This is a genomic window from Pseudomonas sp. ADAK18 (assembly GCF_012935695.1).
Classification (GTDB): domain Bacteria; phylum Pseudomonadota; class Gammaproteobacteria; order Pseudomonadales; family Pseudomonadaceae; genus Aquipseudomonas.
Window position 1 is genome coordinate 2,863,694 of record NZ_CP052859.1, and the last position, 13,020, is coordinate 2,876,713.

Below are 13,020 nucleotides of genomic sequence, written 5' to 3' on the forward strand. Positions count from 1 at the left end.
CGCCGAGGGTGGAAACTCTCATTCTGTCGCGCCTGGAGTGAACTCCCCAAGCGCGGGAACCTTGCCTTGCGAATCAGGCAACCCCAGAGAGAACTTGACCGGAAAACGCACGGCGATGGTGCCTTCCTTCGCAAATTCACGAAGGGTGCCGCGTGATTGCACGTGAGCATCACCAAACAGCTCATTCGCGCCGAGCAGCGGTGAGAACGGCAAATCAACATCCGCGAAGTACTGGGTCCACTGAGCGAGCGGTTTGCTCAAGAAAATCTGTTTGAGCAGTTGATTGACCTCAAGCTTGCACGCCAAGCGGCCCATCCGGGTTGAAAATCGTGGGTCCTTGAGCAGAGGAAATACCTCGCCGAGGCAATCACACAGATTGACCCAGAACTTGTTTTCGAGAATGCCCAACGCCAGATGACGACCGTCCTGAGTCTCGAAAATGTCATTCTCCGGCATCACCAGAGGCGACATCACCGGGTTGTTCTCAAAGCTCCTGGCCAGCCAGGCGGTGGGCGCCGTCCATGAAAGAATGCTGTCGTGAATCGACACGTCCAAATGCTGACCGTAGCCGTTTTGCCGCGCACTCATGATCGCGACCACCAACGACAATGCCGCGTAGCTGGAAGCGGCATAGTCCGACACCCGCACGCCTGGGCGTGCCACCTTGCTCTCGACCTGCACCGGCGCCGCCCAGTACCCGGCCATCGCGAGGTAGTTTAGGTCGTGACCGGCGTTGTCCGCGTAGGGCCCTGTCTGGCCAAAGCCCGAGATGGAGCACATGACAATCGCGGGGTTGACCTTGACCAGGTCGTCATAACCCAACCCGAAACTGTTCATCACCCCAGGGCGGAACCCTTCAACCACCGCATCACAGCCACGCACCAGTTCAAGGAAGGCTTCGCGGTCTGCGCTGTCACGGAGGTCCAGCGCAACCGAACGCTTGTCGCGATTGAATTGGGCAAAGACCGCGCTGCCCAATTCGCGGGACGGGTCACCGCTACCACGGCGCTCCACCTTGATGACGTCGGCCCCCAGTTGCAGCAGTAACGAGGTCGCATGCGGACCCGGCAGCAACTGACTGGCGTCGATAATTTTCACGTCTTTGAGACAGGACCACTCTGGTTTCATTTCCATTCCTCACAATGACCACAACAGCACTGCCATGAGGGCAGCCAACGTTATCGATGAAACGTAGAGACTCAGCAGCACTATCCTCAGTGGGCTTGCTGCCGCTTCGGCAGACAGCAACGCGGCACGATGACTGTCGTAACGACGTCGTTGACCCAGCGTCATGACCATCGCCAGCAAAGCCGCCTGTGACGAAATAAACAGGGCAAATGCGGGATGGTGGGAGAAGCAGCGCACCGCCAGTACCGCCACCAGGAACACTGAAAACTGCGTACGGCGCCAAGCAAGCACCGTGCGCTCCGCTTGCAGTCCGGCATCGCTCAAACACGCCCCCAGCACAGCGTAAAGACAACCACCGTCACACCCGCACAGCACACGGACAGCACCGGAACCAGCGACGACATCGGCAACTCGGCGCCACACCGCAATGCTCGCTCCACACCCAGCCAACGCCAAAATGCCCCGACACTGACCAGCAGGCTCAGGCTTAACAGCAGGCTGACCAGCAACACTTTGCCGCTCTCACTCAGCACGGATGAGGCGAACGCCTCGACAGCAGCACCACCGGCAAGCAGCGCCAGTGCCGTACGAATCCAGGCAAGAAATGTTCTTTCATTGGCCAACGTGAAACGCGGATCAGGTGCTTGTCCTTCACCTAACACGTAACGGTTCAGGTTGAATCTGAAATTTGATGATTTCACTCCGAGCGCACCCTTGTATTCATAACGCCGACTTTTTGGATGCCGCACCGTGGCAAACCTGCAGCTCAATCCCGTGCGTACTGAAGAGCACATTCTCCAGACCATGCTGTGACCGGCTGACGCCGATCTGTCGCATGAATGAGTAGTCTCAATGCCCGGTTTGGTGATACTAAGAAGCCGGCTTTTTTTAAACAAATATCAACTTTCAATACATGCCATAACGCTTTGGCATGGCCAGAGAATCGTCCATGACGCTGAAACAGCTCCGTTATCTGATTGCCATTACCGAAGCCGGCAGCTTCTCGGCTGCCGCACGGCGGGCGTACATCGCCCAGCCGGCGTTGAGCCGACAGATTGGATTGCTGGAGGAAGAATTGGAGGTGCAGTTGCTGGAGCGTCAGCGCGACGGCATCAACTTGACTGACGCGGGTCGACGTCTCTACGAAATCGCCCGCTCGGTGATTCAGACCGTCGATTCGGTCAAGGACGAACTGGAATCCACCAAGGGCAACCCGAAGGGACACGTGGCCATCGCCATCCCGGTCACCGCATCGGCGCTGCTACTGCCGCTGATCATTACCCGGGCCAGTGAAAAGTTTCCGAGCATCGAGCTGACCGTACGTGACGGCCTGAGCCAGGAAGGTGGCGAAGCGATTGAGTTGGGCAAAGTGGATTTTGGTGTGGTGCCCAACGCCGAGGAACTCGAGCACGTGCATGCCGACCCGGTGTTCATCGAAGAGCTGTACTGGCTGGGCCAACGGACAGAGCCCAATGACAGCGGTATCATCACCCTGGCCAAGGCCGCGGCCAGTACGCTGGTTATGGCGCCGCGAAGCGCCTCGCATTTGCGGCGCCGGGCAGAACAAGCGGCCATGCAGACCGGGGTCGAACTCAATGTGGTCTACGAGCAACAGACGGCTCAAGGACTCAGCAGCCTGGTACGTTGTGGTCTGGCGGCGACCATTTGTAATTGGCCGGCCGTCGAGGAAGGGACGCAGCAGTCGGCGTTGAGGATTGTCGAGCCGAGCCTGCAACGCACTATTGCGATTGCCCACTCGACCCACAAACCACTGTCGTTTGCCGCCTCGTGCATGCGCGACCTGGTCCGGTCAATCCTGGTCGAGACCGTACAATCAGGTCGCTGGAAAGGCGAATTGATCGAACAACCTCGCCCTCAGGAAGACGCTTGAATGGCTCAGGCACGCGCGGCGCTCAGAGCCCTCTCGCGCTGTAACTGAATGCGCGAGCGCTGCGGGTTCATCATGTACAGGCACGTCAGCCCTGCGATCACCAGAATCGCCCCACACACCAGAAAACCATGGGCGTAACCCTCACCGTTGATGCCCGTAGCACCTTGCACCAGGAACCCGGTGACCACTGGAGCCGCCAGGCCCGCCAGCGAGCCGCAGGCGTTACCAATGGCCAACATGCTGCCGCGCTGCCCACTGGGCACGACTTCAGCCAGCATCGCAGGGCCGATCGAGTACATCACCAGCGCCAGGCCACCGCTGAACGTCAGGCAAGCCATTCGTTCAAACAACGACAACCCCGGCAACACCAGCAATGCCGCCAGCAACCCGCTGAGAATAAGGCACAGTGAAACGAACATACCCCGCGCCACGCGTGAAGGCAGGCCACGGCGCAACAGCCGCTGAGACCACCAGGCCATAATCAGGCTGAGGGGTGTGGTCACCAGCACGAAAATTCCGAACATCCTCCCGGCGTTCAGCGAGGCCATGCCCAGTCCTTTCTCCAAATAAGCCGGTACCCACGTCAACGTCAACGCCAGCGACCAGTTGGCCGCAAAGTGGCCGAAGTAGTTGCCGAGCACCGTAGGGTCCGTCAGCAGCCGACGATAAGGTATGCGGTCTGCATCGGGTACCGCAGCCTCCTCAGGGACACTGTCCAACTGCCCTTCCCGCCCAAACCGGTACCAGACCACACACCAGATCAGGCCGACCAGCGCCAGCACCGCAAAGTTTATCCGCCAGCCATAGTGCAGGCTGATCCAGGGGATCAGTAACCCTGCCACCAGCACCCCCAGGGCACTGCCTGAATGCAACAGGGCAACGGGCAGGCTGCGCTTGTTATCGGGGAACCACTTGTACAACGCGTGGGTCGCCACGGGTGACGCCGGCCCCTCACCGATCCCCAGCAACACCCGGCAGGCGACGATCGCCCACAGTGAGGTGGCAAACAGCATGGGCAGTTGAATCAGCGCCCAACAGATACCCATGCCAAGCAACAAGGAGCGTGTGGGTTTGCGGTTAGCGATAAAGCCGCCGACCACCGCCGAAATCGAAAACAGCCAGTGCAACGCACCGGCGACAAGACCGAATTGCGCTGGAGAAAGCGCCAGCTCTTGCATCATCGGCACAGCAACCAGGCCGATGACGACCTTATCCAGAAAGTTAACCAACATCATCACGGCCAGCAGCGCCGCAATCGTCCAAGCGGCCCTCGGGCGGTAGGCAGATTCAACAGTGAGCATGCGGTACCCCTGATTATTGTTATGTTTTAGTCGCCTGCCCGCAGGCAGGCGTTACAGGCCTGCCCTTCAGTTAGGCATCAAAATGCCCTTGGCAATCGTGTTGCGCTGAATCTCGCTGGTGCCGGTGAGAATCCGCATCATGCGGGTTGCCCGGAAGAGCCACTCCACCGGGTTACCACGGATCAGTCCGGCGCCACCATGGACCTGTACTGCGCGGTCGACGATACGAAACGCCGTTTCCGAGGCGAACACTTTACACATCGGCGCCTGCACCTTGATATCACCGCCAGCATCGTTCAATGCTGCGGTGGCGTACATCATGCTGCGTGCAGCAAGCAGCTCTGTGGCCATGTCGGCGATCATATGGTTGACCGCCTGGAACATGGCGATCGGCTTGCCGAACTGAGTACGGGTTCGGGCATAGTCGATCGACAGGTTCAAGGCCAATCCGGCCATTCCCAACATGGTCGGGCAATGCAGCAGCCGGTTAAGGGTAATGCGCCCCATCGCCAGCTTGAACCCAGCCCCCTCCTCTCCAATACGGTTAGCCACCGGCACCTTGACGTCGCACAGCTCGATATTCCCGTGGCTGCCGGCGCCGGACATGACCTGATAGTCAGAATCGATCTGCACCCCTGGCGCCTTGAGATCAATGAAGAACGCGGAAATGCCCGCCGCGCCCTGGCCAGGCCCGGTGACCGCCAGCAACACCGCAATATCCGCATAAGGGGCGCCGGAGATGTAGCGCTTGGCACCGTTAAGCACGTAGTGATCACCCTCGAGCCGGGCGCTGGTCTTGATCGCGGCGGCGTCCGAACCCGCTTCTGCTTCGGTGAGGGCAAAGCACACGGCTTTTTCCGCACGGCACACAGGCTGGAGGAACCGTTCAATTTGCACTTCACTGGCGACCCGGAACAGGTGACCAATACGCGGCGGCCCGCTCAACTCCCCCAGCACGTGCGGGGCGAGCATCGAACCGGTGAGAATCGCCGCCTCTTTAACCGCGCACAGATCCACCACGCTTAACCCGGCACCGCCCAGGGTTTCGGGCAGCATGATGTTGTAGAACCCCAGCTCGCAAGAGCGCTTCCAGACACCGGTAAGCAGGGCTTTGGGGTACGCTTCGCCCCATTGCAGTTGCTCTTTCTTTTCGAGCGGGATGATTTCGTCACGGATGAACGTCCCCATGTCGCTGATAATGCGTTTGGCTTTTTCGCTTGGCTCGATCATGTCTAATTCTCTTCTGCGGTTTCAGATCTTGCGATCGCTGTTTTTCCAATACCCATCACGCACCAGGCGGCGTACGACCTTGCCATTGGGGTTCTTGGGCAATTCGTCGATGAAGTCGACACTGCGCGGTTTCTTGAAGCCCGCAAGGTGCTGGCCGCAATACTCAATGATCTGCTCCTGGTCCAGACTGGCGCCCGCCTTGAGCACAACAACGGCCTTGATCGCCTCACCCCACTGCGGGTCCGGCACACCGACTACGGCGGCTTCAAAGACCTGGGGCAGGCTGTAGAGCACTTGTTCGACTTCAGTGGGATAAACGTTGAAACCGCCGGAAATGATCATTTCCTTTTTGCGGTCGACGATAAACACGTAACCCAGCTCATCGACCGTGGCCAGGTCGCCGGTCAGGTAGTAACCGTCGCGCATGACTTCGGCCGTCAGCTCCGGTGCCTGCCAGTAACCCTTCATGATGTCGGGGCCCTTGACCACGATCTCGCCGATCTCGCCGGGCCGTACATCCTCGAACTGCTCATTGACGACACGCAGGTCGGTTTCAAAATAGCAGCGTCCACAGGAAGCCAGGCGTCGCACATCGCCGTCCTCAGGCAGGTGATCCTGTTCGGTCAGTACGGTCACCAATGAACAGGTTTCGCCGGCCCCGTAACCCTGGGCCAGGATGGGCCCGAACACCTCGATGGCCCGCTGAACCAGCGCCGGAGCCATCGGCGCGGCGCCGTACATGACCAGGCGCAGGCTGCTCAGGTCGAAACGCTCGACACCGGTGAAGTTCACCAGACGGTTGACCATGGCGGGCACCAGGAACAGACGGGTCACGCGCTCTTGCTCAATCGTTTGCAGCAACAGCTCGTCGTCGTAGCGCTCGATCAACAGGTTGCAGGCACCGACGGCCAACAACGGCATGATCTGCATGCCACTGGCATGGGTAATCGGCCCGACATGGGCCATGACGTCGTCGGGGCCCGCCTTGCGCACCGGGCTGGCCAGGCTCTTGCGTATCAGCGCCTTGCGGTTGCCGACGGTGAGCATCGCGGCTTTGAGTACGCCCGAACTGCCGGAGGTGTAGTGCAACACGGCGAGCTGATCGTCGTCCGGGTCACAGGACAACGGCGCCTCCTCGCCCATCTGCAGCACTTCAGCGTAGGGAATATCACCGCCGGTGTCGGCCAGCACGATCACCCATTTCAAGTACGGCAGCGCTTGGCGATACGCCGCCAGCGCACTGGCGAACTTGCTTCCGGTGATGACCGCTTCGCTGCGCGAATCATTCAGGACGCTAATGATTTCTTCAGGCGACAACCGGGCATTGATCGGCACCTTGACCATGGCGGTCTTGTAGAAGGCCACTTCCGCTTCGACCAACTCGACGCGGTTCATTGCCAATATCGCAACATGCGCGCCCGGCTTCAGGCCAAGCTTCAATAAACCCGATGCCAGGCGATTGGTCCGTGCCTCCAGTTGCGCATACGTCAGCCGTTGACGGGAATCGATAACGGCTGGGTGATTGGGCCAATAACACGCACTTCGGCTCATTATCTTTGCGAGGTTCACTTTTATTCTCCGAAGTAAGACGAGGTCGGTCGATCTTACAAGCGCAGAAAAATGGCCCGCCAATACCACTGTTTGATGTGACCCATAACAAAATGGGATGGGGCACATGGCATGTCAGCGCTGTACGGACGGCTACAACCACTTCGCCATGTTGCCTTGCGTGGCCTCCTCCCGAAACAGATCAATCAGCCGACAGCAGACTGGAGACAGGTAACCCCCGGTGCGCGTCACGAGCCCTATACGGCGATTGAGTTCCAGACCATCAACCACCAGCTTCAGCGGTTCCAACCCGGCCGAACGGGTAATCTGGCCACAGCGCGATATCGTCAGGATGTTGGTGCCGGCGACCAACTGGAACAGCGCTTCACTGCTGAAATCAGCCTCTATGCGCAGCACCGGCGGCGCCAACCCGTGTCGTTCAAACGCATCCTCCAGCGATTGCCTGACGGTGATATGCCCTTCCGGCAGCAACCATTCCTCCCCCTGCAAGTCGCTCAGGCGAAGGCGCGGCCTGGACAGCAGTGGATGTTTTGCATCGGCAACCACGGCGAGGCGATCCTCATACAGGTCTTCGGTGGCGAACTCGGCAGAGATGCCGGGCAGTGGCATCACAGCCACATCGATCTCACCGTTGCGCAATGAATCCAGCAGTTCCTTGGCCAGTCGGCGGCGAAGGCGCAAGCGGGCCGCCGGGCGCTCGCGCAACAATCGACGGCAACTGGCAACCAGCAAGCCATCAGGCAGTGAGGGTGAGTAACCAAGCCGCACAGCGCCCTGCTCCCCGGTCCTGATGCTGCGCATCTCCGCCAGTGCATCGTCATAGTCGCGGCGCAGGCGTTTGGCCCGCGCCAGGAACTGCACGCCCGCCTGGGTTACCCGCATACCGGTGGAGGTTCGCTCGAACAGCATGACCCCCAGCAGCGTTTCCACCCGGCGCACCGCTTTGGTCAGCGATGGCTGCGTGAGGCCAAGCATATCGGCGGCCTTTCCGATGGTGCCGCACTGCTCGACCGCAATGACATACTCCAGATCTCGAACGTCCATGGCATTCCTCTTGGCTATGCATCTATAGCTAGTAATGCATTGCGCTTATGTATATCTCGCTCTCAGACTGGAATCAATGCCCACCCCACAGGTCTGGGCTGCGTGGGAGGCACGTTGACTGCCCACGCCATCAGGAGAAAATAAAAATGCACGTAGCGAAGAGCGAGAAACCCAGCACAGCAAACCTGACAACGAAAGTCATGCGAGTGCTTCCCGCCCTCCTCCTGACGGCTATCGGTAGCCATGCCTGCGCCGCAACAACCAGCACCGACCCGATCCAGTTGGGCGTCATGCAGGGGTTTCCTCCGGCCATGGACAAGCGCGTCACCAAACTCAACGCCTTTGAAATGCCCAACCTGCGTTGGGCCCTGCGTAATGCACGGTCAATGTCACCCTCCGCCGGTATCGACCGCGGGCCATCTCCCCTTGTGCTGCCCGTGGGTACTCAACTTGCCCTGGATGAACTGAACTTCAAGGTCGGCGAGGCCACACTGAGCCTGCCGGAATATCTGCAACAGACTTACACCGATGGGTTCATCGTTCTGCACCACGGCAAGGTGGTGTACGAACGTTATCTGGACTCTTTCACCGCGCGACAGCCGCATGTCTGGGCATCAATGACCAAATCAGTGACAGGCCTGCTCGCCGCCAGCCTCATTGCCGAAGGCAAACTCGATCCCAAGGCCCGGCTGGCGAACTACGTCCCGGAACTGGCCGGTACGCCATTCGGCGAAGCCAGCGTGCAACAGAACCTCGACATGCAGGTGCGCGCCACCTATCCAGTCAACCTGCCGCCGGACCTCGGGCTGTTTGCCGCCGCTGGCATCCTGCCGCGTCGCGAAGGCATGCCCGACAATATTTACGACTTCCTGAAAGTGGCGACACGTCCACAGGCATCTGCGGATGGCGACATCTGGTTCTACCAGAACGGCTCCCCCGAAGCGGTCGCCTGGGCGATGCGTCGTATCACTGGAAAAAGCTGGTCCACCCTGGTGTCGGAACGTATCTGGTCGCACTTTGCCGAGGACGATGCCTACGCCCAGGTGGATCAGTTGGGTACTGAAATGGCCAGCGGCGGGATGAGCAGCACCTTGCGTGACGCGGCTCGATTTGCCGAGGCTGTCCGCCTGGCCGCCGCCAAGGGGACTGCCGATGACCCGTTTGTCCAGGCCGTGCAACTGGCCTTGCGGCCTAACGATAACCAAGCCCTGATCAAAAATAATCCGGGCGCCAAGGAGCGCGCGGGCTACTCCTACAGAGATTACTGGTACCAAAAAAATGACGGCGAAGGCTCCGTCGAGGCGGCCGGGCGCTTCGGCCAACGGATCTATATCAATCCAAAACGCGGCCTGGTCATCGTCAAAATGTCCTCGGCACCGGACATGGCTCCCAGGGCCACCAGCGCTGACGCCACCGCGCATGCCTCGGCGCCAAAGATCGATAGCGTCACGGCTTTCAATAGCCTGATCAGCGCTCTGCTCCCGACCCTCAAATAGCGATCGACGCCAGCCCTGGGCGGGCTGGCAGGCCAATCAGAGTTGCAACTCAACGGTACCTGGCGCTCCCGCGTCAGGTGTACCGAAGGGCGTCCTATAACAATAATTAAGAGGTAGACCCCATGGGCTCCCAATCAGGTAGCGGCACACTGCTGCGCCCTCGTAATCAAATCGCCGGCATGCTTCTGACACCCTTGGCCTGCGCCCTGTGCAGCTACGCCAGTGCTGCCGACTTCACCTGGGGCGAAATCAGCGGCCGTTACAACGGCAGCCTTAGCCTGGGCGGTGTGTGGAGCGCCGAAAAACCCAATACCGCCAACATATTCCAAGGCAACGCCAACACCATCGGCTATGGCAAACCCGGTGAGTTCAACCCCAGCGGCGGCCGCACCGGCGACGACGGGCGCCTGAACTTTCGTAAGCGTAACCTGGTGTCCTCCCCCGCCACCTTGCTGGGCGAGATGGAGTTGAACTGGCAAAACTACGGCGCTTTCATTCGCGGTAAAGCCTGGTATGACTACACCCTGAACAACCGTGAAGTCGATTTCGGCCACTCCTCCAATGGTTACCAAGCCAACCACAAACTCGACGACAGCCACTTTGACGACCTGGCCAAGTTTCAGGGAGTCGCGCTGCTGGATGCCTACGTGTTCGGTGACTTCACCCTCGCCGACCATCCCCTGAATGCCCGAGTCGGCAACCAGGTGATCAACTGGGGTGAAGGCCTCTACTTCCAGAACGGCATCAATGCGATCAACCCTGTCGACCTCGCGGCCTTGCGGCGACCCGGCTCACAGGTCAAAGAAGCGCTGCTGCCAGTGCCCATGCTCTACGGCAACTTCGGCATCACCGATAACCTGAGCCTGGAGGCCTTCTACCAGCTGCAATGGCGTCGCACGGTGCTGGAAGGTTGCGGGACCTATTTTTCAAGCAACGATTTTCTTCCCGATGGCTGCTACGGGGTACCCCGCGGCGGCGCGAACGACCCGGCCAGCTTTGCCAACGATCAGATCATCCGCCGTACAGGTGACAACGAGCCCTCGAACAGCGGTCAGTTCGGCTTCGCATTGCGCTACTTTGCCGATCAACTCGACACCGAGTTCGGGGCTTATGCCTTGAACATCCATTCACGCACGCCCTATACCAGCATCACCACTGACCTGCGGCCCGGCGCCGGGGCTGGCTGGATTGCGGGCAAGCAAGATACCAACGGCACCTACTTCGCCGACTTCCCGGAAGACATCCGCATCTTCGGCCTGAGCTTCTCCAGCAACCTGCAAGGCACCTCGGTCTTTGGCGAGTACAGCTATCGACCTAACCAACCGGTGCAACTGGCCAACGGCGATCTGATCCCGGCCTTTGCCGGTAACCCACTGCAGTTGGGCCAACAGATCGGCCAGAACATCACCCTGGGCCAGGATGCCATCAACGCGGCGCCAGGCTCGGTCTACAACGGTTACGACCGGCGCAAGATCTCGCAGCTGTCGCTGGGCTTCCTCAAATCGCTGCCTCAGGTGATGGGCGCCGAGAGCCTCAACCTGATTGGCGAGGCCGGCATGAAGTACATGCATGACCTGCCCAGCCTGAATGATCGTCGATATGCCAAGGGAGACCTGTATGGCTCCGACCTGGCCAATGGCAGCGCGGCAGGCTGCGCCCTCGGCTCACCGGGCAAGTACCAGAAACTGGGCTGTTCCAGCGACGGGTACACCAGCAAGTTTGCCTGGGGTTACCGCCTGCGTGCGCAACTGAGCTATCCGGCATTGGTCGCCGGGGTCAACGTCTCGCCGTTCGTGGCCTTCGGCCAGGATGTTAAAGGCTGGTCCTACGACGGCACCTTTTCCGAAGGACGGCTGCTCGGTTCAGTCGGGACAAAGTTCGACTACCTGCAGAAGTACTCCGCCGAGCTTTCCTGGTCTGCCAGTGGCAACACGCCCTACGCCACCACCGACAAGGATTTTGTTTCCCTCAGCCTGCGTATGGGCTTCTGATTGATGAGGTACGCCATGAACACCACGCTGTTTCACGCCACCGTATTGGGTGCTCTCCTGAGCCTTGCCAGTGGTACCGCCCTGGCCAAGCTTGACGCCAGTGAAGCCGCCCGCCTGGGCCAGGAACTGACACCCACCGGCGCACAAAAGGCCGCAAACGCCAACGGCAGCATTCCTGCCTGGACCGGTGGGCTCACCCAACCACCGGCGGGCTACCAGGCCGGCCAGGGTTACGTCGACCCCTACGCCAGCGAAAAACCGCTGTACACCATCACCCAGGTTAATCAGGGCCAATATGCCCAACTGCTCACCCCCGGCTACCAGGCACTGCTGGGCAAATACCCTGACTTCAAGATGCTCGTCTATCCCGCTCACCGCACGGCCGCCTTGCCCCAAAGCGAATACGCAGAAATTGCCAAGGAAGCGCCCACTATCTCCCTGGCTGACGGTGGCAACGGCCTGATGGGTTACGAGAAGAGCAGCGTGCCCTTTCCCATTCCTCACTCGGGCATCGAGGTGCTGTTCAATCACTTCGTCCGTTACCGCAGCGGTGGTTATCAGTATTTCCCCACCGAAATGGTGGTGCAGAACAACGGCAGCTTCACCCCGATCCGCCGCGACGTAAAAGTGATGATGGCCTCGGCCATGGGCAATCCCGAGCCAAACCGCCTGTACTACTACCTGGGCAAGGTCATCTCGCCAGAGAGCGTGGCGGGCGGCCAAACGCTGATCCACGAGCCCATTGACCAGACCCGCGAAGCACGCCTGGCATGGAGCTACAACCCTGGCCAGCGCCGTGTATTGCGTGCCCCCGAAGCGGCCTACGACTCCCCGGTCGGCACCTCGGAAGGCTTGCGCACCTATGACGCCATCGACATGTACAACGGCGCCCCCAACAAGTACGACTGGAAGCTGATCGGCAAGAAAGAACTGTTGGTGCCCTACAACACCTACAAACTGGCTGACCGTTCGCTCAAGTACAACCAGATCATCCAGCCCAATCATCTGAACCAGGACCTGTTGCGCTACGAACTGCACCGCGTCTGGGTGGTAGAGGCGACCCTGAAGCCAGGCGAACGACACATCTACGCCAAGCGCGTGTTCTATGTCGACGAGGACAGCTGGAGCATCCTGGCGGCCGACCTCTACGACGGTCGCAGCGACCTGTGGCGGGTCCAGGAAGCCCACACCTTGCAACGCTACGACGTGCTCTCGAGCCTGCAACTCAGCGATGTCGCCTACGACCTGCAAGCGCGCCGCTACGTGGTGTACGGGTTGGAGAACGAAGAGCGAAGCACCCAGTTTGGCATCAGCGGCAAGCTTGCCGAATTCAGTCCGGCTGCATTACGCCGCTCAGGTCACTGAAGCGC

Annotated in this window: 11 protein-coding genes; 4 read left to right on the forward strand and 7 right to left on the reverse strand. The window is 60.0% G+C overall.

Features of this window, described 5'->3' with window-relative positions:
- Positions 1-18: 18 nt before the first annotated feature.
- Genes HKK55_RS12780 through HKK55_RS12790 form a run of 3 tightly spaced genes read right to left on the reverse strand, consistent with a single transcriptional unit; the run spans position 19 to position 1,829 of the window.
- A complete protein-coding gene (locus tag HKK55_RS12780) occupies positions 19-1,128 on the reverse strand; it encodes a CaiB/BaiF CoA-transferase family protein (RefSeq protein WP_169355016.1) in 1,110 nt (369 codons plus the stop codon).
- Between the two features lie 9 nt (positions 1,129-1,137).
- Positions 1,138-1,452 (reverse strand): DUF202 domain-containing protein, encoded by a 315-nt coding sequence (locus tag HKK55_RS12785; RefSeq protein ID WP_237151348.1) that lies wholly within the window; start codon positions 1,450-1,452, stop codon positions 1,138-1,140.
- Positions 1,449-1,829 carry a YidH family protein gene (locus HKK55_RS12790; RefSeq protein WP_237151349.1) on the reverse strand — a complete coding sequence of 127 codons (381 nt, stop codon included), beginning with the start codon at positions 1,827-1,829 and terminating at the stop codon, positions 1,449-1,451. The genes HKK55_RS12785 and HKK55_RS12790 overlap by 4 nt, the downstream gene beginning before the upstream one ends.
- A gap of 248 nt (positions 1,830-2,077) precedes the next feature.
- Between HKK55_RS12790 and HKK55_RS12795 the strand changes: the two genes are divergently transcribed.
- On the forward strand, positions 2,078-3,019 hold the full coding sequence (locus tag HKK55_RS12795; RefSeq protein ID WP_169355018.1) for a LysR family transcriptional regulator: 942 nt from the start codon (positions 2,078-2,080) through the stop codon (positions 3,017-3,019).
- 5 nt (positions 3,020-3,024) lie between these two features.
- Here the strand turns inward: HKK55_RS12795 and HKK55_RS12800 are convergent, their stop codons facing one another.
- From HKK55_RS12800 to HKK55_RS12815, 4 genes are all read right to left on the reverse strand, one after another.
- A complete protein-coding gene (locus HKK55_RS12800) occupies positions 3,025-4,320 on the reverse strand; it encodes an MFS transporter (RefSeq protein WP_169355019.1) in 1,296 nt (431 codons plus the stop codon).
- A gap of 66 nt (positions 4,321-4,386) precedes the next feature.
- A complete protein-coding gene (locus tag HKK55_RS12805; RefSeq protein ID WP_169355020.1) occupies positions 4,387-5,550 on the reverse strand; it encodes an acyl-CoA dehydrogenase family protein in 1,164 nt (387 codons plus the stop codon).
- 21 nt (positions 5,551-5,571) lie between these two features.
- Entirely contained in the window at positions 5,572-7,119 is a 1,548-nt protein-coding gene (locus HKK55_RS12810; RefSeq protein ID WP_169355021.1) for an AMP-binding protein, read from the reverse strand.
- 132 nt (positions 7,120-7,251) lie between these two features.
- Complete coding sequence (locus HKK55_RS12815; protein WP_169355022.1) at positions 7,252-8,163, reverse strand: LysR family transcriptional regulator; 912 nt, start codon at positions 8,161-8,163, stop codon at positions 7,252-7,254.
- 200 nt (positions 8,164-8,363) lie between these two features.
- Here HKK55_RS12815 and HKK55_RS12820 point away from each other — a divergent pair, with 200 nt between their 5' ends.
- The 3 genes from HKK55_RS12820 (at position 8,364) to HKK55_RS12830 (ending at position 13,015) form a co-directional block, all read left to right on the forward strand.
- Positions 8,364-9,659 carry a serine hydrolase gene (locus tag HKK55_RS12820; protein WP_169355023.1) on the forward strand — a complete coding sequence of 432 codons (1,296 nt, stop codon included), beginning with the start codon at positions 8,364-8,366 and terminating at the stop codon, positions 9,657-9,659.
- Positions 9,660-9,781: 122 nt separating this feature from the next.
- Complete coding sequence (locus HKK55_RS12825; RefSeq protein WP_169355024.1) at positions 9,782-11,650, forward strand: DUF1302 domain-containing protein; 1,869 nt, start codon at positions 9,782-9,784, stop codon at positions 11,648-11,650.
- A 15-nt stretch (positions 11,651-11,665) separates the two neighbouring features.
- Positions 11,666-13,015, forward strand: a complete 1,350-nt coding sequence (locus tag HKK55_RS12830) for a DUF1329 domain-containing protein (protein WP_169355025.1) — start codon at positions 11,666-11,668, stop codon at positions 13,013-13,015.
- Positions 13,016-13,020 lie beyond the last annotated feature (5 nt).

What these genes read in the sequence shown, in the direction of transcription:
- HKK55_RS12815 (WP_169355022.1), bottom strand. Translation starts at nt 8,163, where the DNA reads ATGGACGTTCGAGATCTGGAGTATGTCATTGCGGTCGAGCAGTGCGGC.
- HKK55_RS12820 (WP_169355023.1), top strand. Translation starts at nt 8,364, where the DNA reads ATGCGAGTGCTTCCCGCCCTCCTCCTGACGGCTATCGGTAGCCATGCC.
- HKK55_RS12805 (WP_169355020.1), bottom strand. Translation starts at nt 5,550, where the DNA reads ATGATCGAGCCAAGCGAAAAAGCCAAACGCATTATCAGCGACATGGGG.
- HKK55_RS12830 (WP_169355025.1), top strand. Translation starts at nt 11,666, where the DNA reads ATGAACACCACGCTGTTTCACGCCACCGTATTGGGTGCTCTCCTGAGC.
- HKK55_RS12780 (WP_169355016.1), bottom strand. Translation starts at nt 1,128, where the DNA reads ATGAAACCAGAGTGGTCCTGTCTCAAAGACGTGAAAATTATCGACGCC.
- HKK55_RS12825 (WP_169355024.1), top strand. Translation starts at nt 9,782, where the DNA reads ATGGGCTCCCAATCAGGTAGCGGCACACTGCTGCGCCCTCGTAATCAA.
- HKK55_RS12795 (WP_169355018.1), top strand. Translation starts at nt 2,078, where the DNA reads ATGACGCTGAAACAGCTCCGTTATCTGATTGCCATTACCGAAGCCGGC.
- HKK55_RS12800 (WP_169355019.1), bottom strand. Translation starts at nt 4,320, where the DNA reads ATGCTCACTGTTGAATCTGCCTACCGCCCGAGGGCCGCTTGGACGATT.